This is a genomic window from Pseudomonas citronellolis (genome assembly GCF_029335315.1).
GTDB lineage: Bacteria > Pseudomonadota > Gammaproteobacteria > Pseudomonadales > Pseudomonadaceae > Pseudomonas > Pseudomonas citronellolis_A.
In genome coordinates, this window is the sequence record NZ_JARJLT010000290.1 from 1 (window position 1) to 20,728 (window position 20,728).

Genomic DNA, 20,728 nt, shown 5'->3' on the forward strand with positions numbered 1-20,728 from the left:
GGAAGAGGTGCGCGTAGGAGCGGGCCGCGCCCGCGATTCGCGCGCAGGGCGCGCTCCCGTGGGGCGCGCCGCGCCAAGGAAGACCCGACCATGACCCACCGCTTCAAGGCCGTCGCGCTCTCGCTGTTGCTGGTGCTCGGCGGCTGCAGTTCGCTGCTGTTCTACCCCAGCCCGGACGTGGCCATCACCCCGCAGCGGGCCAAGCTCGACTACCGCGACGTCAGCATCACCACCGCCGACGGCCTGAAGCTGGCCGGCTGGTGGCTGCCGGCCAAGCCCGGAGTGCCGGTCAAGGGCACCGTGCTGCACCTGCACGGCAACGGCGGCAACATGGCCTGGCACCTGGGCGGCACCTTCTGGCTGCCGGAGCAGGGCTACCAGGTGCTGATGCTCGACTACCGCGGCTACGGCCATTCCGAGGGCGAGCCGAGCCTGCCGGAGGTCTACCGCGACATCGACGCTGCCTTCGCCTGGCTGGACCAGGCCCCGGAAGCCCAGGGCAAGCCACTGATCCTGCTGGGCCAGAGCCTGGGCGGGGCCATGGGCGTGCATTACCTGGCGGAGCACCCGCAGCGCGTCGCGCAGTTGAAGGCGATCGTCCTCGATGGCGTGCCGGCCAGCTATCGCGACGTGGCCCGGCACATGCTCGCCGGCGCCTGGCTGACCTGGCCGCTGCAGGTTCCGCTGTCCTGGGCGGTGCCCGACGGCGACAGCGCGGTGCGCGCCATGCCGCGACTTTCTGGCGCACCCGTGCTGTTCTTTCACAGCATCGACGATACCATCGTGCCCCTGGACAACGGCCTGAGCCTGTACAAGGCGGCACGGCCGCCGAAAGTCTTCCAGCTGACCCGTGGCGGCCATGTGGAAACCTTCGGCGAACCGACCTGGCGCGAAGTGATGCTGCGCTTCCTCGACGACCCGCAGCATTTCAGCGGCCTGCGCCGCCTGGCCGAAGTCCCCAACACCGATCCGCCGGCCGCGCCGGCCAGCCAGTCCCAGGGCAAGCCATGACCACCAGCACCGACCGCAACATGATTCCGTACATCCTCACCGCCATCGGCAGCATCATCGTCAGCGTCGGTACGCTCTGGTACTACGGTTACCTGCACTTCGCCAAGGAAGAGGACGCCCTGCTGCTGGCCGACTTCACCATGCTCAAGAGCGTTCCGGGGGAAGACGTGAAACTCTCGCTGGAGCCGGCCACCCAGGTGGCGCAGTGCATCGACGGCGTGCTGGTGCTGTTCGACACCGCGCAGAAGGGCCTCTCCGGGGTTCTGGTGGACAACCGCAAGCACGCCGTGCGCTGCGCCGGCGAGGAAACCCCGCAACAGGTGAAGTAAGGCCCCCGTGCCGGGGGGTGGCGCAACCGTCAGGAGGCGAGCATGGACACCCCCGCGATCGAGGTCTGGCAGGGCGACATCACCACCCTGCGCATCGACGCCATCGTCAACGCCGCCAATGGCTCGCTGCTGGGCGGCGGTGGCGTGGATGGCGCCATCCACCGCGGCGCCGGCCCCGAACTGCTCGCCCTGTGCCGCACCCTGGGCGGTTGCGACACCGGCGCGGCAAAGATCACCCCCGGCTTCCGCCTGCCGGCGCGGCACGTCATCCACACCGTCGGGCCCATCTGGCGCGGCGGCCGCCAGGGTGAAGCGGCGCTGCTCGCCGCCTGCTACCGCAACAGCCTGCAACTGGCCGAAGAACATGAGCTGGAGGGCGTCGCCTTCCCGGCGATCAGCTGCGGCATCTACGGCTACCCGCACACAGAGGCGGCGAGCATCGCCATCGCCGAACTGCGCCGCCCGCGCCCCGCCGACAGCAGCCTGAGGCGCCTGTTGCTGGTGCCGTTCGGCCGCGACATGGCCGAGCTCTACCAGCGCCTGCTGGCGGGCGGCGGATAGCGTTGTGCGTTGCGCCGGCGAGGAAACCGCGCGGGACGTCCGCTGACGGCTTTGGTAGGGCGAATAACCGTTCGCGGTTATCCGCCGTAGACCAAGGTAGCGGCGCCCGAGGAAAACGGCGCATAACGCCGTAGGCGTTATGCGCCCTACGGCTGCAGGCTCAGTCCGTCCTTTGCGGTGCCCCTTCGCGCAGCAGTCGCAGGCCGTTGAAGACCACCAGCAGGCTGGCGCCCATGTCGGCGAACACCGCCATCCACAGGGTGCCCAGACCGGCCAGGGTGAGGACCAGGAACACCGCCTTGATGCCCAGCGCCAGGCTGATGTTCTGCAGCAGGATCGCGTGGGTGCGGCGCGACAGGCGGATGAACTGCGGCAGCTTGCGCAGGTCGTCGTCCATCAGCGCCACGCCGGCGGTCTCGATGGCCGTGTCGGTGCCCGCCGCGCCCATGGCGAAGCCGATGTCGGCACGAGCCAGGGCCGGGGCGTCGTTGATCCCGTCGCCGACCATGCCGACCCGCGCGCCGCCGGCCTGGTGCTGTTCGACCTCGCGCAGCTTGTCCTCCGGCAGCAGGTTGCCGCGCGCCTGGTCGATACCCACCTGGGCGGCGATGGCGGCGGCGGTGTGCGGGTTGTCGCCGGTCAGCATCAGGGTCTTCACGCCCAGGCCATGCAGTTCGGCGAGGGCTTCGCGGCTGCTCTCCTTGACCGCGTCGGCCACGGCGAACAGGGCCAGCGGGCCGTCGCCGTCGAGCAGCACGATGACCGTCTTGCCCTGTTGCTCCAGGGCGTCGAGGCGCGCTTCCAGCTCTTTCGAGCACAGCCCCAGCTCCTCCACCAGGCGGTGGTTGCCGAGGTGATAGGGGCGGCCGTCGATCTCGCCTTTCACGCCACGGCCGGGCAGCGCTTCCAGCGCGCCCACGCCGTACAGCGCCAGGCCGTCGGTTTCGGCGGCGCGGGCCACGGCCTGGGACACCGGGTGGTCGGAGCGCGCGGCCAGGCTGGCGGCCAGCGTCCGCGCCTGCGCCGCGTCGCCGCGCAGGCCCTGGAAGTCGGTCTGCACCGGGCGCCCGGCGGTGATGGTGCCGGTCTTGTCCAGGGCCAGCCATTGCAGCTGGCGGCCCAGTTCGAGGAACACCCCGCCCTTGATCAGGATGCCGACGCGTGCCGCCGCCGACAGGCCGCTGACGATGGTCACCGGGGTGGAGATCACCAGTGCGCAGGGGCAGGCGATGACCAGCAGCACCAGGGCGCGGTACACCCAGTCCAGCCAGGCGCCGCCGAAGGCCAGCGGCGGGATCAGCGCGGTGGCGATGGCGATGAGGATCACCGCCGGCGTATAGACGCGGGCGAACTGGTCGACGAAGCGCTGGGTCGGCGCCCGCGAGCCCTGGGCCTGCTCCACGGCGTGGATGATCCGCGCCAGGGTGCTGTCGTCGGCGCCGCGGGTCACGCGGTATTCCAGCGCGCCTTCACCGTTGATGCTGCCGGCGAACAGCGGCTCGCCGGCCTGTTTTTCCACCGGCAGGCTCTCGCCGGTGATCGGTGCCTGGTTGACGCTGGAGCGGCCGTCGAGCACCTCGCCATCGAGGGCGATGCGTTCGCCCGGGCGCACCCGCACGCGCTCGCCGACGGCGATCACCTTGGCGGAGACGTCCAGCCACTGCCCTTCGCGCAGCACCGTGGCTTGTTCCGGGGCGAGCTGCAGCAGGCCACGGATGGCGCTGCGCGCGCGTTCCAGGGAGCGCGCCTCGATCAGCTCGGCGATGGCGAACAGCACCGCCACCATCGCCGCTTCCGGCCACTGGCCGATGAGCAGGGCGCCGGTGACGGCGATGCTCATCAGTGCGTTGATGTTCAGGTCGCGGTTCTTCAGGGCGATCCAGCCCTTGCGGTAGGTCGGCAGGCCGGCGCCGAGGATGGCCGCCACGGCCAGGGCGGCGACCAGCCATTGCGGGCCCAGGGCGAACCATTCGCAGACCTCGGCGGCCAGCGCCAGCACGCCGGCCACGGCCAGCGGCCACCAGGGCTTGTGCCGCGCCGGCGCGGCGGCCAGCGGTTGGCCGTCCTCCAGCGCCTCGGCCTGCATGCCCAGCGAGGCGATCAGCTTCTGCAGCGGCTCCAGGCTGTCGAAGCGGTGCTGCACCTTGAGCAGGCGCTGCATCAGGTTGAACTCCAGCTGCTCCACCGCCGGCACCTTGCCCAGCGCGTCGCGCAGCAGGCGTTCCTCGGTGGGGCAGTCCATCGCCTCGATGCGCAGGCTGCTCCAGCGCAGTTCGCCGGTGGCGGCCGCGCTGGTATCCAGGGCCGGCTCGGCGTGGCGCAGGCGTTCGTGGTGGTGCTCGTGGCCATGCTCGTGGCCATGCTCGTGGCGGTGCGCGGTGGCGGGCTCGTGGTCGTGGCAGCAGGACCCGCACCCAGGCTGGCGGCTGTTGGCGTCGGACATCAGGTCGGTTCCCATTTGACGGTATGCTTGCGATTGCACACCCTGTAGCAACTACAGAGTCAAGCGGGATTTGTGGAGGAACGCTGATGAAGATCGGAGAACTGGCGAAGCTGACCGGCTGCCCGGTGGAAACCATCCGCTACTACGAGCGCGAGGGCCTGCTGCCGGAACCGGCGCGCAGCGGCGGCAACTACCGGCAGTACGACGGCGCCCACGTCGAGCGGCTGTCGTTCATCCGCCACTGCCGCTCGCTGGACATGACCCAGGAGGAAATCCGCATCCTCCTCGGCCTGCGCGACCGCCCCGAGGCGGATTGCGGCACCGCCAACCGGCTGATCGACGAGCACCTGCACCACGTCGAGGTGCGCATCGCCGAACTGCAGTCGCTACGCCAGCAGTTGCAGGACCTGCGCGCGCGCTGCAGCGGCAGCGGCAACAGCGAGGACTGCGGCATCCTTCGCGAGCTGCAGTTGCCCGCCGAGCCCTCGACGGTGCCCGAGGCCTGCGCCGAGGCCGGGCACCTGCACGTGCCCGGCGTGCACGGCCGGCATTGACGCCCGTTACCGGCATAGGGCGAATAACCGTTCGCGGTTATCCGCCGTCACCATGGGCAACGGCGGAGCGGGGCGGGTTCAGCTGGGGCTCGGCTGTTCGTCGCGCTCGGTCAGCTCGTGCAGGTACTTGCGCGACAGCTGCAGGAAGCGCGGGGTAGGGCCTATGTCCTCGTAGAGCGGGTCGCCCTGTTCGTCCAGCGCCACCACCTTGTTGCCCTTCACGTAGGGGAAGCTCGCTTCCAGTTCCTCCAGCGCCGAACCGACCAGCTCGCCGAGCAGCTCCTCGACGCTGCGCTTGGGGTACATGTCGTGCAGCGCGGCCAGGCGCGCGGCGGTTTCCACGTCCAGCGGGATGCTGTAGCTGTGGCTGGTCATGCGCCCCCTGGCGTTCTGTTCCCAATGGCGTACGAGATCGCGGATCTTCATGTTCACCTCAACGGCCGGCTCGTGGCCGGCGGGGAAGACGGCCCTTCTGGAGCCGCCGGGAAGATTTTCCCGAATCCTTCGGGATCACATCTAGCCTAGACGCTGTCCGAGCAGGATCGCGGGCGTTCGTCGCACGCTTGTCAGTGAGTGTCGCCAGGCGGCACTGTAAGAAGAATCCAGACACGGAGAACCCGCCATGCCGGATATCGACGCGCGCCTGCGCGAGGACGTGCACCTGCTCGGCGAACTGCTCGGGCAGACCATCCGCAACCAGTACGGCCAGGCCTTCCTCGACAAGATCGAGCTGATCCGCCAGGGCGCCAAGGCGGCGCGGCGCGGTTCGGCGGAGGGCGCGCGGCAGCTGGCGGCGGCCCTCGACGGCCTCGGCGAGGACGAGCTGCTGCCGGTGGCGCGGGCCTTCAACCAGTTCCTCAACCTGGCCAACATCGCCGAGCAGTACCACCGCATCCGCCGGCGCCAGCCCAAGGAGCAGCCGGCCTTCGAGCAGCGCGTGCTCGGCGAGCTGCTGGCGCGCCTGGGCAAGTCCGGCGTCGAGCCGGCGACGCTGGCGCGCCAGGTGGCGCAGCTGGACATCGAACTGGTGCTCACCGCGCACCCCACCGAGGTGGCGCGGCGCACGCTGATCCAGAAATATGACGCGATAGCCGCGCAACTGGCGGCCCAGGACCACGCCGACCTGCTCCCCGAGGAGCGCGAGCAGGTCCACGGGCGCCTGCGCCGGCTGGTCGCCGAGGCCTGGCACACCGAGGAAATCCGCCGCACCCGGCCAAGCCCGGTGGACGAGGCCAAGTGGGGCTTCGCGGTGATCGAGCATTCGCTGTGGCAGGCGCTGCCCGAATTTCTCCGCCATGTCGACGAGACCCTGCGCGCCAGCACCGGCGAGTGCCTGCCGCTGGAGGCAGCGCCAGTGCGCTTCGCCTCGTGGATGGGCGGCGACCGCGACGGCAACCCCAACGTCACCGCCAGCGTCACCCGCGAGGTGCTGCTGCTGGCGCGCTGGATGGCCGCCGACCTGTACCTGCGCGACGTCGACAGCCTGGCCGCCGACCTGTCCATGCAGCAGGCCAGCGAGGAGCTGCTGGCGGAAGTGGGCGAGGTGGCCGAACCCTACCGCGCCCTGCTCAAGCAACTGCGCGAACGCCTGCGGGCGACCCGTGCCTGGGCCGAGCGCGCGCTGGCCGAAGACGAGGTCGCACCCGAGGCGGTGCTGCGCGACAACCGCGAGCTGCTCGAGCCGCTGCTGCTCTGCCACCGCTCGCTGCACGCCTGCGGCATGGGCGTGATCGCCGACGGCGCGTTGCTCGACAGCCTGCGCCGCGCCGCCACCTTCGGCCTGTTCCTGACCCGCCTGGACATCCGCCAGGACTCGAGCCGCCACGCCGCCGCGCTCAGCGAAATCACCGAATACCTGGGCCTGGGCCGCTACCAGGAGTGGGACGAGGCGGTGCGCCAGGAATTCCTCCTGGAAGAGCTGGGCAACCACCGCCCGCTGCTGCCGGCGGACTACCGGGCCTCGGCCGACACCGCCGAAGTCCTCGCCACCTGCCGCGTCGCCGCCGCCGCGCCGGAGGCCTCGCTGGGCTCCTACGTCATCTCCATGGCCGGCCAGCCGTCCGACGTGCTGGCGGTGCAACTGCTGCTCAAGGAGTGCGGGTTGCGCCGGCCGCTGCGCGTGGTGCCACTCTTCGAAACCCTCGACGACCTCGACAACGCCGGCCCCTGCATCGAGCGCCTGCTCGGCCTGGACGCCTACCGCGAAGGCCTGGCCGGGCCGCAGGAAGTGATGATCGGCTACTCCGATTCGGCCAAGGACGCCGGCACCCTGGCCGCCGCCTGGGCGCAGTACCGCGCGCAGGAGGCGCTGGTGGACATCTGCCGCGCCCGCGGCGTCGAGCTGCTGCTGTTCCATGGCCGCGGCGGCACCGTCGGGCGTGGCGGCGGCCCGGCCCACGCGGCCATCCTCTCGCAGCCGCCGGGCTCGGTGGCCGGGCGCTTCCGCACCACCGAACAGGGCGAGATGATCCGCTTCAAGTTCGGCCTGCCCGGCATCGCCCGGCAGAACCTCGACCTCTACCTGGCCGCCGTGCTGGAAGCGACCCTGCTGCCGCCGCCGGCGCCGGAACCGGCCTGGCGCGAGGAAATGCAGCGCCTCGCCGCCGACTCCCTGGCCGCCTACCGCCAGGTGGTGCGCGAGACGCCGCAGTTCGTCGACTACTTCCGCGAGGCCACCCCTGAGCAGGAGCTCGGCCGCCTGCCCCTGGGCAGCCGCCCGGCCAAGCGCCGCCAGGGCGGCATCGAGAGCCTGCGGGCGATCCCGTGGATCTTCGCCTGGACCCAGACGCGGCTGATGCTGCCGGCCTGGCTGGGCTGGGAAAGCGCGCTGTTCAACGCCATCGACCGCGGCGAAGGCGGCCTGCTGCAGCGCATGCGCGAGCAGTGGCCGTTCTTCCGCGCGCGCATCGACATGCTGGAGATGGTCCTGGCCAAGGCCGACGGCGAAATCGCGCAACTCTACGACGAACGTCTGGTGCAATCGGAACTGCGACCATTAGGTGCGCATTTACGCGACCTATTGTCGCAGGCGCTGCGCGTGGTGCTCGGCCTGACCGGCCAGCAGCGCCTGCTGGCGCAGGCCACCGAGACCCGCGAATCGATCGCCGTGCGGAATATCTACCTCGACCCGCTGCACCTGCTCCAGGCCGAGCTGCTGGCCCGTTCCAGACGCTGCGAAGGCGACGCCTGCGGTGGCCTGGAACAGGCCCTGCTGGTCACCGTGGCGGGGATCGCCGCCGGCCTGCGCAATACCGGCTGAGGCCCTGTCGCCACCGCTCTGCGGTGGCTTGTGCGCGCTGGGTGCGCTGTGTATCTTGATCAACCTTTCGGCGCATTCCTGCGCCATTTCAAGCATGTTCAGATTGGCCCCACGAGGCAGATCCGGGTTTCGCTTTCAACAAGACTAAGGAGCATATCGATGCGTGTGATTCTGCTCGGGGCGCCCGGTGCCGGCAAAGGTACTCAGGCTCGCTTCATCACCGAGAAGTTCAGCATTCCGCAGATCTCCACCGGCGACATGCTGCGTGCGGCGGTCAAGGCCGGTACCGAACTGGGCCTGCAGGCCAAGAGCGTGATGGACGCCGGCGGCCTGGTTTCCGATGACCTGATCATCAACCTGGTCAAGGAGCGCATCGCCCAGCCCGACTGCGCCAACGGCTTCCTGTTCGACGGTTTCCCGCGCACCATTCCCCAGGCCGAGGCCATGAAGGAAGCCGGTGTGACCATCGACCACGTGATCGAGATCGCCGTCGACGACGAAGAGATCGTCAGCCGCATGGCCGGCCGTCGCGTACACCCGGCCTCGGGCCGTGTTTACCACGTCGAGCACAACCCGCCGAAGGTCGAAGGCAAGGACGACGTCACCGGCGAAGACCTGATCCAGCGTGAAGACGACCGCGAAGACACCGTGCGTCACCGCCTGTCGGTCTACCACACCCAGACCAAGCCGCTGGTCGACTTCTACCAGAAGCTCGCCGCCGCCCAGGGCACCCCGAAGTACAGCCGCGTCGAAGGCGTCGGCTCGGTCGACCAGATCACTTCGAAGGTCCTCGCCGCGCTCAGCTGAGCCGTCGACTAACCTGCACCAAAGGCCCGCTCGCGGGCCTTTGGCGTTTATAATGCCCGCCCTTTTTCAGCTTGCCGGAAGCCCCCGATGACCACCTTGCTGGCCCTGGATACCTCCACCGAAGCCTGTTCCGTGGCCCTGCTGCATGACGGCCGGCGTTTCAGCCGCCACGAGGTGATCCCGCGGCTGCACGCCAAGCGCCTGCTGCCGATGGTCCAGGAACTGCTCGACGAAGCCGGCATCGCCCTGGCCGCGGTGGAGGCCATCGCCTTCGGTCGCGGCCCCGGCGCCTTCACCGGCGTGCGCATCGCCATCGGCGTGGTGCAGGGCCTGGCCTTCGCCCTGGACAAGCCGGTGTTGCCGATCTCCGACCTCGCCGTGCTGGCCCAGCGTGCCCATCGCGAGCACGGCGCCGCCCAGGTGGCGGCCGCCATCGACGCGCGCATGGACGAGGTCTACTGGGGTTGCTACCGCCTGGAGCAGGGCGAGATGCGCCTGGCCGGCGGCGAAGCGGTGCTGCCGCCGGAAAACGTCGGCCTGCCGCGCGACGCCAGCGGCGAGTGGTTCGGCGCCGGCACCGGCTGGGGCTTCCGCGAACGCCTGGCGGTGAAGGTGGCCAGCGACGACGCCAGCTTGCTGCCCACCGCGACCGACCTGCTCGACCTGGCGCTGTTCGCCTGGGCGCGCGGCGAAGCCGTGCCGGCGGACCAGGCGCAGCCGGTCTACCTGCGCGACAACGTGGCCACCCCCAAGGCTGGCTGACCACCCGCGAAGCCCGCCCGGAGCCCGGCGATTGCCAAGCCCCGGGGGCCTCGCTAGAGTGAAAGCCTTAACCGCTGAGCCTTGCAGATGCGCATCGACGGCCTTTCCAGCTACTCCACAACGCCCGACTCCGGCGCCCGTTCCAGCGGCACCGCGGTCACGCCGTATCGCGACGTCATGCGCGAGGCCGAGGCGCGCCGTGAGCAGCCGGCTTCCGTCGCCGCCAGCCAGGGTTTCGAGCAGCAGCCGCAGCAACGCCAGGTGCAGGCCAGCAACGCCAGCGCCGGCAGCCTGCCGATCGTCCTCAGCGACTCCCTGGCCTACCAGCGCCCGCTGAGCAGCCGCGCCGCCCAGGCCCTGGCCAGCTACAGCAGCACCGCCAACCTGCCGGTGGCCAGCTACGATGCGCCGGAAGTGCTGGGCATCGACCTCTACGCCTGATGCCGTTGCCGTATTACCTGGGCTGCCCGTCGTGGAACGAGCCCGCCTGGCGCGGCGCTTTCTACCCCGCCGACCTGCGCCCGGCCGAGACCCTGGGCTTCTACAGCCAGGTGTTCAACGCGGTGGAAGGCAACACCACCTTCTACGCCCGGCCCAATGCCGAGACCCTGAAACGCTGGGCCGCGACCATGCCGGCGGATTTCCACTTCTGCGCCAAGCTGCCGCGCGACATCAGCCACGAAGGCGACCTGCGCGAGCAGTTCGGCGCCACCCGCGATTTCCTCGACCTGCTGGCCCCGCTCGGCGCGCGCGTGAGCCCGTTGTGGCTGCAGCTCTCCGCCGGTTTCGGCCCGCAGCGCCTGGGCGAGCTGGCGGCCTGGCTGGACGAGTTCGGCCAGCGGCGCATCGCCGTGGAAGTGCGACACCCGGCGTTCTTCGACAAGGGCGAGGAGGAGCGGGTGCTCAACCGCCTGCTCCACGAGCGCGGCGTGGAGCGCATCTGCCTGGACTCGCGGGCGTTGTTCGCCTGCCGCTCCGACGACCCGGCGGTGCGCCACGCGCAATCCAAGAAACCGAGGATTCCGGTGCGCCCGGCGGCTTTCAGCGACAGCCCGCAGGTGCGCTTCATTGGCGGGCCGGACCTGGACGCGAACCAGGCGTACCTGACGCCCTGGGTGGACAAGGTGGCTGGCTGGATCGACGCCGGCCTGACGCCCCACGTGTTCCTCCACACCCCGGACAACCACCGCGCCGCCGAACAGGCGCAGCGCTTCCACGCGCTGCTGGCCGAGCGCCTGCCGGGCCTGCCGGCATTGCACCAGCCGGAGCCGGAAGTCGCGCAACTGGGCCTGCTCTGAGCCCGCCGTTGCGCTAACCTGCTAGCTCCCCCACGCACGGAGAGCGTCCCATGACCACCCAACGCGAACGCGGCCTGGCTTTCCAGGCGCTGCACCGGCGCGACGGCCTGTTCGTTCTGCCCAACCCCTGGGACGCCGGCTCGGCGAAGATGCTCGCCGGCCTCGGCTTCGAGGCCCTGGCCACCACCAGCGCCGGGCTGGCCTTCGCCCTCGGCCGCTGCGACGCCGAAGGCGAGGTGAGCCGTGAGGAGGCCCTGGCCAACGCCCGCGCCATCGTCGACGCCACGCCGCTGCCGGTGGCCGCCGACCTGGAGAACGGCTACGGCGATGCGCCGGAAGACTGCGTGGCGACCCTGCGCCTGGCCGCCAGCATCGGCCTGGTCGGCGGCTCCATCGAAGACGCCACGGGGCGTCCGGACGACCCGATCTACTCCTTCGAACTGGCCGTGGAGCGCGTGCAGGCCGCCGTCGAGGCCGCGCACTCGCTGGACTTTCCCTTCACCCTGGCGGCGCGCGCGGAAAACCTGCTGCACGGCCGCGACGACCTGGACGACACCATCCGCCGTCTGGTGGCCTTCGCCGAGGCCGGCGCCGACGTGCTCTACGCGCCGGGCCTGAGCACGGCCGAGCAGATCAGCGAAGTGGTCAGCGCGGTAGCGCCGCGGCCGGTCAACGTGCTGGTCGGCTCGCCGGCGTTGCGCCTGTCGCTGGACGAGCTGGCCGACCTCGGCGTCAAGCGCGTCAGCCTGGGCTCGGCGCTGGCGCGGGTGGCCTACGGCGCCTTCTTCCACGCCGCCGAGGAACTGGCCGGCGGGCGCCTGGGCGCGACCCAGGAGGGCATGCCCTTCGCGCGCATCAACGCGCTGTTCCGGCGCTGAGCGCGGGGCTGCGGTAGAATCCGCGCTTTTGCACCGGATCGACCCGCATGAGCGCCAGCGCAGACACCCCCCGCATCATCGTCCAGGCCCTGCAGCCGCACTGCCGCGAGGCCGCCGAGCTGTGGGCGCGGCGCCTGGGCCTGGAACTGGCGGAGGCGGGCGAGGCGGACTTCGCCCTGCAATTGGGTGACGACGGCCTGCAGTTGCTGCAACTGGGCCCGGACTCGCCCGGCCCGGTGCGCGTGGACTTCCTCGAAGGCGCCGCCGCCCACCGTCGCCAGTTCGGCGGTGGCAGCGGGCAGATGATCGCCAAGGCGGTGGGCGTGCAGCCGGGCGTGCGCCCGCGCGTGCTCGACGCCACCGCCGGCCTGGGTCGCGACGCCTTCGTCCTCGCCAGCCTGGGCTGCGAGATGCAGCTGATCGAGCGCCAGGCGTTGATCGGCGCGCTCCTCGAAGACGGCCTGGCCCGCGCCGCGCGGGACCCGGAAGTGGGCGCGATAGTCGCGCGCATGCAACTGCACCAGGGCAACGCCATCGCGCTGATGGGCGCCTGGCAGGGCGAGGCGCCGCAGGTGATCTACCTCGACCCGATGTTCCCGCACCGCGACAAGAGCGCCCTGGTGAAAAAGGAAATGCGCCTGTTCCGCCCGCTGGTGGGCGACGACATGGACGCCCCGGCGCTGCTCCAGGCGGCCCTGGCCCTGGCCAGCCACCGAGTGGTGGTCAAGCGCCCGCGCAAGGCGCCGATCATCGACGGCGCCAAGCCCAGCTACAGCCTGGAAGGCAAGTCCAGCCGCTACGACATCTACCCGCTGAAATCCCTCAAGCCCTGACGTCCCCGTAGGGCGAATAATGCGCCAGCGTTATGCGCCGTTTGCGTGGTACGGGTATCGGCGGATGACCGCGAACGGTCATGCGCCCTACGCTCCTGTAGCTCTGGCGTAAGCCGGCAACACCGAAAGTTGCCGGCAGAGCCTGACCGTCTCTCGGCACGGACGGCCCCCTCTCCCTTCAGGGAGAGGGCTGGGGAGAGGGAGCGGCGGCAACCCGATGCACTACGGTCGCCAGGAAACGCTGTTCGCGAGCAAGCTCGCTCCTACAAGGCCTCAGGGCCGATACGCCCGTAAAAACAGCTCCACCACCTCATGTACATGCCGTTCGCTTTCCTCCGCCGGCGGCAGCGTCGCGCAGCCGATCAGCAGGCGGAAGTGCACGCAGCCCTGCACCAGCATGAGGAAGTGCTCGGCGGCGTGGCGGGCGTCGCCCTCGCGTATCTCGCCCTGGCCCTGGGCGCGGACGATCAACCGCTCCATCTGGTCCAGCACGCGTAGGGGACCCGCGTCGAAGAACATCTGCGACAACTGCGGGTTCAGCCCGCCCTGGGCGATCATCAGGCGGCTCAGGGCGATGGCCTCGGGGCTGTTGATCAGGCGGTTGAAGCCGCGCGCGATGTTCAGCAGCAACTCACGGGTCGGCGCGTCCGCCGGCGGTTCGTGGAACAGCTCGGGCATCTGCTCGGCGCACTTGGCCTGCACCGCTTCGCAGAACAGCGTCTCCTTGTCGGTGAAGTGGCTGTACACGGTGAGCTTGGACACCCCGGCCTCGGCGGCGATCGCCTCCATGCTGCTGCCGTCGTAACCCTTGCAGACGAACAGCTCCTTGGCGGCTTCGAGGATCGCCTGGCGCTTGGCCGGGTCCTTGGGGCGGCCGGGGCCGCTGGGGGGCGTGGTCTGGGACATTTATTTACACTGCAAATACTGGACTGGTGAGTTTTGTATTACTTAGTATACCGCTGAGTACAAGAATTCAAACGCGTTTCGCGAAAGGTCATACATCATGTTCCGCCATGCCTTGTCCGTCGCCCTTCCCGTAGTCCTTTCCCTGAGCCTGGCCGCCTGCGGTGGCGGCGAGCCGCCGAAGCCGGCCCTGCGCCCGGCCATGGTGGTGCAGCCGGAACCGGCGCGCGCCGTCACCGAAGCCTACCCGGGCGAGGTGCACGCCCGCCACGAGCCGGAGCTGGCTTTCCGCATCGGCGGCAAGGTGGCCAAGCGCCTGGTGGAAAGCGGCGAGCGCGTGCGCCGCGACCAGCCGCTGGCCGAACTCGACCCCGAGGACGTGCGCCTGCAGCTGGAGGCCAACCGCGCCCAGGTCGCCGCCGCCGAGGCCAACCTGCAGACCGTGCGCTCCGAGTACAGCCGCTACAAGGTGCTGCTGGAGCGCAAGCTGGTCAGCCAGTCGCAGTTCGACAATATCGAGAACACCTACCGCGCCGGCGAGGCGCGGGTGAAGCAGGTGCGCGCCGAGTACGACGTGGCCCGCAACCAGGCCGACTACGCGGTGCTGCGCGCCCCGCAGGACGGCGTGATCGCCTCGCGGCGGGTCGAGGTCGGCCAGGTGGTGGCCGCCGGGCAGACGGTCTTCACCCTGGCCGCGGACGGCGACCGCGAGGTGCTGATCAGCTTCCCCGAGCACGCCATCGAACGCTTCCGCATCGGCGAGGGCGTCAGCGTCGAGCTCTGGTCGCAGCCGGACAGGCGCTTCAGCGGGCACATCCGCGAGCTGTCGCCGGCCGCCGACCCGCAGTCGCGGACCTTCGCCGCGCGGGTCGCCTTCGACGACGACAAGGTGCCCGCCGAGATCGGCCAGAGCGCCCGCGTATATATCCACAACGAGGGCGCCGTGCCCCTGGCCGTGCCGCTGGCGGCGCTGAGCGCCGAGGACGGCCAGCCGTTCGTCTGGGTGGTCGACCCGGCCACCTCGACCCTGCACCGCCGGCCGGTGCGCATCGGCCCCTACACCGAGGACCGGGTGCCGGTGCTCGAGGGCCTGCAGGCCGGCGACTGGGTGGTCGCCGCCGGCACCCAGGTGCTGCGCGAGGGCCAGCAGGTGCGCGCGGTCGACCGCGAGAACCGTTCGGTCAAGCTGCTGGCGAAGGAGTGACGCAGGATGCGCTTCAACCTTTCCGCCTGGGCGCTGCAGAACCGTCCGATCGTGCTGTTCCTGATGCTCCTGCTGGGCATCGCCGGGGTGCTGTCCTACACCCAGCTCGGCCAGAGCGAGGACCCGCCCTTCACCTTCAAGGCCATGGTGGTGAAAACCAACTGGCCCGGCGCCACCGCCGAGGAAGTCTCGCGCCAGGTCACCGAGCGCATCGAGAAGAAGCTGATGGAGACCGGCGACTACGACCGTATCGTCTCCTTCTCGCGGCCGGGCGAGTCTCAGGTGACCTTCGTCGCCCGCGAGGACTTCAAGTCCCGGGACATTCCCGAGCTGTGGTACCAGATCCGCAAGAAGGTCAGCGACATCCGCTACACCCTGCCGCAGGGCATCCAGGGGCCGTTCTTCAACGATGAGTTCGGCACCACCTTCGGCAACATCTACGCGCTGTCCGGCAAGGGCTTCGACTATGCGGTGATGAAGGACTACGCCGACCGCATCCAGCTGCAGCTGCAGCGGATCAAGGACGTCGGCAAGGTCGAGCTGGTCGGGCTGCAGGACGAGAAGATCTGGATCGACCTGTCGAACACCAAGCTGGCCACCCTCGGCCTGCCCCTGGCGGCGGTGCAGAAGGCCCTGGAGGAGCAGAACGCGGTCAGCGCCACCGGCTTCTTCGAAACCGCCAGCGACCGCGTGCAGCTGCGCGTGTCCGGTCGTTTCGACTCGGTGGAGGACATCCGCCAGTTCCCCATCCGCGTCGGCGACCGCACCTTCCGCATCGGCGACGTGGCCGAGGTGCACCGCGGCTTCAACGACCCGCCGGCGCCGCGCATGCGCTTCATGGGCGAGGACTCGATCGGCATCGCCGTGGCGATGAAGGACGGCGGCGACATCCTGGTCCTGGGCAAGGCCCTGGACGACGCCTTCGGCCGCCTGCAGCAGAACCTGCCGGCGGGCATGGAGTTGCGCAAGGTCTCGGACCAGCCGGCCGCCGTGCGCGAGGGCGTGGGCGAGTTCGTCCGGGTGCTGGCCGAGGCGCTGGTCATCGTGCTGCTGGTGAGCTTCTTCTCCCTGGGCCTGCGCACCGGCCTGGTGGTGGCGCTGTCGATCCCGCTGGTGCTGGCGATGACCTTCGTCAGCATGCGCTACTTCAACATCGGCCTGCACAAGATTTCCCTGGGCGCGCTGGTGCTGGCGCTGGGGTTGCTGGTGGACGACGCGATCATCGCCGTGGAGATGATGGCGGTGAAGATGGAGCAGGGCTACGACCGCCTCAAGGCGGCCAGTTTCGCCTGGACCAGCACCGCCTTCCCGATGCTCACCGGCACCCTGGTGACCGCCGCCGGCTTCCTGCCGATCGCCACCGCGCAGTCGGGCACCGGCGAATACACCCGCTCGCTGTTCCAGGTGGTGACCATCGCCCTGCTGGTGTCCTGGGTGGCCGCGGTGGTCTTCGTGCCCTACCTGGGCGCCAAGTTGCTGCCGGACCTGGCCAAGCTCCACGCCGAGAAGCACGGCGGCAGCGGCAAGGGCCACGACCCGTATTCCACAGCGTTCTACCAGCGCTTCCGCGGCCTGGTGGAGTGGTGCGTGCGCTACCGCAAGACGGTGATCGTCCTCACCCTGCTGGCCTTCGCCGGCTCCATCGCCGCCTTCCGCCTGGTGCCACAGCAGTTCTTCCCGCCGTCTGCGCGCCTGGAAATCCTCCTGGACCTGAAGCTGGCCGAGGGCGACTCGCTGACCGCCACCGGCGAGCAGGTGCAGCGCCTGGAGAAGATGCTCGTGGGGCATCCCGGCATCGACAACTACGTGGCCTACGTCGGCACCGGCTCGCCGCGCTTCTACCTGCCGCTGGACCAGCAACTGCCGGCGGCCAGCTTCGCCCAGTTCGTGATCCTGGCGAAGGACCTGAAGAGCCGCGAAGAAGTGCGCCAGTGGCTGATCCAGCGCATGGCCGAGGACTTCCCGACGGTGCGCAGCCGCATCAGCCGCCTGGAGAACGGCCCGCCGGTGGGCTACCCGGTGCAGTTCCGCGTGTCCGGCGAGCACATTCCGGAGGTCCGCGCCCTGGCGCGCAAGGTGGCGGAGAAGATTCGCCAGAACCCCCACGTGGTCAACGTGCACCTGGACTGGGAGGAGCCGAGCAAGGCGATCTTCCTCAACGTCGACCAGGACCGCGCCCGCGCCCTGGGCGTGAGCACCCAGGACGTCTCGCAGTTCCTGCAGAGTTCGCTGACCGGCGCCACCGTCAGCTACTACCGCGAGGACAACGAACTGATCGAGATCCTCCTGCGCGGCGACCAGCGCGAGCGCCACGACCTGTCGCAGCTGCCGAGCCTGGCGATCCCCACCAACAACGGGCGCAGCGTGGCCCTGTCGCAGGTGGCGACCCTGGAGTACGGCTTCGAGGAAGGCATCATCTGGCGGCGCAACCGCTTGCCCACGGTGACGGTGCGCGCGGACATCTACGACGATTCGCTGCCGGCCACCCTGGTCAAGCAGATCTCGCCGACCCTCGACCCGATCCGCGCCGCGCTGCCCGACGGCTACCTGCTGGAAGTGGGCGGCACGGTGGAAGACTCGGCCAAGGGGCAGAACTCGGTGAACGCCGGCGTGCCGCTGTTCCTGGTGGTGGTGATGACCCTGCTGATGGTCCAGCTGCGCAGTTTCTCGCGCATGGCCATGGTGTTCCTCACCGCGCCGCTCGGGCTGATCGGCGTGACCCTGTTCCTGCTGGTGTTCCAGAAGCCCTTCGGCTTCGTCGCCATGCTCGGCACCATCGCCCTGGCCGGGATGATCATGCGCAACTCGGTGATCCTGGTCGACCAGATCGAGCAGGACCGCGCGCAGGGCCTGGACGCCTGGCATGCGATCATCGAGGCCACGGTGCGGCGCTTCCGCCCCATCGTGCTGACCGCGCTGGCGGCGGTGCTGGCGATGATCCCGCTGTCGCGCAGCGTGTTCTTCGGGCCGATGGCGGTGGCCATCATGGGCGGCCTGATCGTCGCCACGGCGTTGACCCTGCTGTTCCTGCCGGCGCTCTACGCCGCCTGGTTCCGGGTCAAGAAGGAAGGGTAGGGCGTATAACCGTTCGCGGTTATACGCCGATGCTGCCGGCGGCTTCGTGGTCGAACCCGACGCGGCCGGCGGCATCGGATAAACGGCGGATAACGTCGAACGTTATCCGCCCTACGCACGGGGCGTTACGGATTCGGTCTCGTAGAAAAGCACCTCGGCGCAGCCGGCAACACAGGCGCTCTTATGGGGCTGCCGCACAGGTCAGGGAATCGGCGCGCCCGAATCGCGCTCCTGCACCGCCCGGGCGAAGCCCACTTCCTCGCACCTCGCCTTGAAGCGCACGCCTTCCGGGCTATGCCGGGTGATGCCGTCGAACAGCGTGGCGAACATCTGCGTGGTCTCCAGACCCATGTTGTGGAAGGCCTGGTTGATCATCAGCTTCTGCATCATCAGCTGGTTCTTCGGGATGCCCTGCATGCGCGCCGTCAGCGCCTCGACGGCGGCGTCCAGCTCGGCCAGCGGCACGCTCTGGTAGACCAGCCCCAGGCGCTGGGCCTCCTGGCCGTCGACCAGGTCGCCGGTGAGCAGCATGCGCTTGGCCTTTTCCGGGCCCAGGCGGTAGACCCACATGGCGGTGGTCGGGCAGCCCCAGACCCGCGCCGGCGGGTAGCCGATGCGCGCCTCGTCGGCCATCACGATCAGGTCGCAGCACAGCGCGATGTCGCTGCCGCCGGCCACCGCCGGGCCGTTGACCTTGGCGATCACCGGCTTGTAGCTGCGGAACAGGCTCATGAACTGCTCGGTGTTCCGTTTCATCAGCGCGTAGTCGAGCATCGGGTCCCAGGGCATTTCCTGGCTGCCGTAGACGCCGCGCGGGTTCTCGGCGAAGAACTTGAGGTCGTAGCCGCTGCAGAAGCCGCGCCCGGCGCCGGTGAGGACGATGACGTGGACCGCGTCGTCGGCGTTGGCGCGCGCCACCGCCGCCTCCAGCTCGGCGGGCAGGCGGTCGTCGATGGCATTGAGCCGTTCGGGGCGGTTGAGGGTGAGGGTGGCGACGCGTCCGTCGACGCGGTACAGCACGCAGGGTTCGCTCATGTTCCAGGGCTCTCCGGGTAGGGGGCTTGGCTTGTCCGAAGAAATAAGTAAACTGAATTCACTTTTCCTGTCCAGCATTACCGAGCCACAGCATGTCCGATCTGTCCGCCAAAGCCCTGAAAACCCGCGCCAACCTGCTGGAGGCCGCGCGCGTCGAGCTGCTGGAGTTCGGCGGCGGTCTGGAAGTGGGGCGGGTGGCCGAGCGCGCCGGGGTCTCGGTGGGGCTGATCTATCGCTACTTCGCCTCCCGCGCCGGCCTGCTGGCGGCGGTGGCGGAGGATTTCTACGACCGCTACCAGGCGCGGGTGATGGTCGCCGACCCGCTGCCCGAGGCGCGTGACTGGAGCGAGCGCGAGGAACGCCGGGTGCTGCTCGCCGTGCAGTTCGTCTACGCCGAACCGCTGGCGCCGCTGGTGCTGGTCAGCCTGGCGCGCGAGCCGGAGGTGGCGGCGCTGGAGGCGCGGCGCATCGCCGAGAACATCCGCCAGGGCGCCGACAACATCCGCCGTGGCCAGGCCGCCGGGCAGCTCAACGCGCAGTTGGACCCGCAACTGGTCTCGGCGATGATCCTCGGCGGCCTGCAGCAGGCCCTGCTCGAAGCCCTGGCGCGGCAGCCGCGTCCGCCGGCGGAGCAACTGGCGCGGCAACTCTGGCATTTCATTCGCGGCGCGCTGGCGCCCCTGTCCCCTTGAGCGAGGAGTAGCCCCATGCAGCACGCAACCCAGGTAGCGCTGTTGAACAAGGTCCTGGCGCTGGCCGAACGGGGCGTCTCCGACGGCGCGGCGGAGCCCTCGTCGCTGGCGGTTTCGGCCTACCTGGACGAGGCGCGTTACCGCCGCGAGCGCGAGCTGCTGCTGCGCGAACCGGTACTGGCGGCGCGCTCCAGCGAGATTCCGCCGGGCGGCTTCCTCACCCGCGAGCTGATGGTGCCGCTGCTGCTGACCCGCGACGAGCAGGGCCGGCTGCGGGCGTTCCTCAACGTCTGCAAGCACCGGGGCACGCAGCTGGTCGGCGAGGCGTCGGGGCGCAACCGGGTGTTCGTCTGCCCCTACCATGCCTGGGCCTACAACCCCGACGGGCAACTGCGCGGGATCCCCCACGGCTATGGCTTCGAGGGTGTCGAGCGGGCCTGCCTGAACCTCACCGAGCTGCCGCTGGCCGAGCGTTTCGGCGCGGTCTGGCTGCGCCAGTCGCCGGGGCCGGCGCTGGACCTGGAGGCTTTCTTCGGCGAAGCCCTGTGCGCCGACTTCGACAGCTTCGCCCTCGATCACCACGCGCAGTTCGACCCGCGCGACATCCGCCGCCCGGTGAACTGGAAGCTGACGGTCGACACCTTCCTGGAGAACTACCACGTGGCCAAGGCGCACCAGGCCACCATCGACCACCTGTTCTGGCCCAACCTGGGCAGCTTCGAGCGCTTCGGCCGGCACATCCGCAACTACTACGTGAAGCGCAACCTGCGCGAGCTGGCGGGGCTGCCGGAGGAACAATGGGATCTGCGCCGCCACGGCAACCTGCTGTATTTCCTCTGGCCGAACACCCTGGTGCTGGTGGAGCCGGACCACATCGACTTCTCCAGCGTGTTCCCCGACGGCCCGCTGGCGACGCGGGTGCTCAGTTACACGCTGGTGCCGGAGGAACCCGCGACGGACAAGGCGCGGCGCTACTTCGAGAAGAACAACGAAATCCTCTACGCCGCGCTGGAAGAAGACTTCGCCATGGCCACGCGGGTGCAGAACGGTATCCGCGCCGGCGCCAGCGAACGCCTCTGGCACG

19 protein-coding genes are annotated in these 20,728 nt (G+C 69.7%); 15 read left to right on the plus strand and 4 right to left on the minus strand.

Annotated elements, in window-relative coordinates:
- Positions 1 to 90 precede the first annotated feature (90 nt).
- From P3W75_RS21595 to P3W75_RS21605, 3 genes are read left to right on the plus strand one after another with little or no spacing between them, the layout of a single operon-like run.
- Positions 91 to 1,011 (plus strand): alpha/beta hydrolase, encoded by a 921-nt coding sequence (locus tag P3W75_RS21595; RefSeq protein WP_276229354.1) that lies wholly within the window; start codon positions 91 to 93, stop codon positions 1,009 to 1,011.
- Positions 1,008 to 1,340: a hypothetical protein gene (locus tag P3W75_RS21600; protein WP_276229355.1), complete on the plus strand. Its 333-nt coding sequence runs from the start codon at positions 1,008 to 1,010 to the stop codon at positions 1,338 to 1,340. The genes P3W75_RS21595 and P3W75_RS21600 overlap by 4 nt, the downstream gene beginning before the upstream one ends.
- A 42-nt stretch (positions 1,341 to 1,382) precedes the next feature.
- Complete coding sequence (locus tag P3W75_RS21605; RefSeq protein WP_276229356.1) at positions 1,383 to 1,901, plus strand: O-acetyl-ADP-ribose deacetylase; 519 nt, start codon at positions 1,383 to 1,385, stop codon at positions 1,899 to 1,901.
- Between the two features lie 160 nt (positions 1,902 to 2,061).
- On the opposite strand, the gene P3W75_RS21610 is transcribed toward P3W75_RS21605, so the two are convergent.
- Complete coding sequence (locus P3W75_RS21610; protein WP_276229357.1) at positions 2,062 to 4,344, minus strand: heavy metal translocating P-type ATPase; 2,283 nt, start codon at positions 4,342 to 4,344, stop codon at positions 2,062 to 2,064.
- Between the two features lie 86 nt (positions 4,345 to 4,430).
- Between P3W75_RS21610 and cadR the strand changes: the two genes are divergently transcribed.
- The gene (gene cadR / locus P3W75_RS21615) at positions 4,431 to 4,898 is read left to right on the plus strand and encodes a Cd(II)/Pb(II)-responsive transcriptional regulator (protein ID WP_276229358.1); all 468 of its coding nucleotides are present in this window, start codon (positions 4,431 to 4,433) and stop codon (positions 4,896 to 4,898) included.
- Between the two features lie 78 nt (positions 4,899 to 4,976).
- Here the strand turns inward: cadR and P3W75_RS21620 are convergent, their stop codons facing one another.
- A complete protein-coding gene (locus P3W75_RS21620) occupies positions 4,977 to 5,324 on the minus strand; it encodes a pilin assembly protein (RefSeq protein ID WP_276229359.1) in 348 nt (115 codons plus the stop codon).
- 196 nt (positions 5,325 to 5,520) lie between these two features.
- Between P3W75_RS21620 and ppc the strand changes: the two genes are divergently transcribed.
- The 7 genes from ppc (at position 5,521) to P3W75_RS21655 (ending at position 12,735) form a co-directional block, all read left to right on the plus strand.
- Positions 5,521 to 8,157: a phosphoenolpyruvate carboxylase gene (ppc, locus tag P3W75_RS21625; RefSeq protein ID WP_276229360.1), complete on the plus strand. Its 2,637-nt coding sequence runs from the start codon at positions 5,521 to 5,523 to the stop codon at positions 8,155 to 8,157.
- A 159-nt stretch (positions 8,158 to 8,316) separates the two neighbouring features.
- On the plus strand, positions 8,317 to 8,964 hold the full coding sequence (gene adk / locus P3W75_RS21630) for an adenylate kinase (RefSeq protein ID WP_276229361.1): 648 nt from the start codon (positions 8,317 to 8,319) through the stop codon (positions 8,962 to 8,964).
- An 87-nt stretch (positions 8,965 to 9,051) separates the two neighbouring features.
- Complete coding sequence (tsaB, locus tag P3W75_RS21635) at positions 9,052 to 9,726, plus strand: tRNA (adenosine(37)-N6)-threonylcarbamoyltransferase complex dimerization subunit type 1 TsaB (protein WP_276229362.1); 675 nt, start codon at positions 9,052 to 9,054, stop codon at positions 9,724 to 9,726.
- Positions 9,727 to 9,813: 87 nt separating this feature from the next.
- Positions 9,814 to 10,167: a hypothetical protein gene (locus P3W75_RS21640; protein WP_276229363.1), complete on the plus strand. Its 354-nt coding sequence runs from the start codon at positions 9,814 to 9,816 to the stop codon at positions 10,165 to 10,167.
- Complete coding sequence (locus P3W75_RS21645; protein WP_276229372.1) at positions 10,164 to 11,024, plus strand: DUF72 domain-containing protein; 861 nt, start codon at positions 10,164 to 10,166, stop codon at positions 11,022 to 11,024. Before P3W75_RS21640 ends, P3W75_RS21645 begins: the two co-directional genes overlap by 4 nt.
- A 50-nt stretch (positions 11,025 to 11,074) precedes the next feature.
- A complete protein-coding gene (locus P3W75_RS21650) occupies positions 11,075 to 11,902 on the plus strand; it encodes an isocitrate lyase/PEP mutase family protein (protein ID WP_276229364.1) in 828 nt (275 codons plus the stop codon).
- A 47-nt stretch (positions 11,903 to 11,949) separates the two neighbouring features.
- The gene (locus tag P3W75_RS21655) at positions 11,950 to 12,735 is read left to right on the plus strand and encodes a class I SAM-dependent methyltransferase (RefSeq protein WP_276229365.1); all 786 of its coding nucleotides are present in this window, start codon (positions 11,950 to 11,952) and stop codon (positions 12,733 to 12,735) included.
- Between the two features lie 273 nt (positions 12,736 to 13,008).
- On the opposite strand, the gene P3W75_RS21660 is transcribed toward P3W75_RS21655, so the two are convergent.
- A complete protein-coding gene (locus P3W75_RS21660; RefSeq protein WP_276229366.1) occupies positions 13,009 to 13,641 on the minus strand; it encodes a TetR/AcrR family transcriptional regulator in 633 nt (210 codons plus the stop codon).
- Between the two features lie 97 nt (positions 13,642 to 13,738).
- Between P3W75_RS21660 and P3W75_RS21665 the strand changes: the two genes are divergently transcribed.
- Complete coding sequence (locus tag P3W75_RS21665) at positions 13,739 to 14,842, plus strand: efflux RND transporter periplasmic adaptor subunit (protein ID WP_276229367.1); 1,104 nt, start codon at positions 13,739 to 13,741, stop codon at positions 14,840 to 14,842.
- Positions 14,843 to 14,848: 6 nt separating this feature from the next.
- Positions 14,849 to 17,917, plus strand: coding sequence for an efflux RND transporter permease subunit (locus P3W75_RS21670; RefSeq protein ID WP_276229368.1), 3,069 nt, complete (start codon positions 14,849 to 14,851; stop codon positions 17,915 to 17,917).
- A 201-nt stretch (positions 17,918 to 18,118) separates the two neighbouring features.
- Here the strand turns inward: P3W75_RS21670 and P3W75_RS21675 are convergent, their stop codons facing one another.
- Positions 18,119 to 18,952, minus strand: a complete 834-nt coding sequence (locus tag P3W75_RS21675; protein ID WP_276229369.1) for a crotonase/enoyl-CoA hydratase family protein — start codon at positions 18,950 to 18,952, stop codon at positions 18,119 to 18,121.
- A gap of 92 nt (positions 18,953 to 19,044) precedes the next feature.
- Here P3W75_RS21675 and P3W75_RS21680 point away from each other — a divergent pair, with 92 nt between their 5' ends.
- On the plus strand, positions 19,045 to 19,644 hold the full coding sequence (locus P3W75_RS21680; RefSeq protein ID WP_276229370.1) for a TetR/AcrR family transcriptional regulator: 600 nt from the start codon (positions 19,045 to 19,047) through the stop codon (positions 19,642 to 19,644).
- Between the two features lie 15 nt (positions 19,645 to 19,659).
- Positions 19,660 to 20,728, plus strand: a 1,069-nt coding sequence (locus tag P3W75_RS21685; RefSeq protein ID WP_276229371.1) for an aromatic ring-hydroxylating oxygenase subunit alpha, incomplete at its 3' end; no start/stop codon positions are given.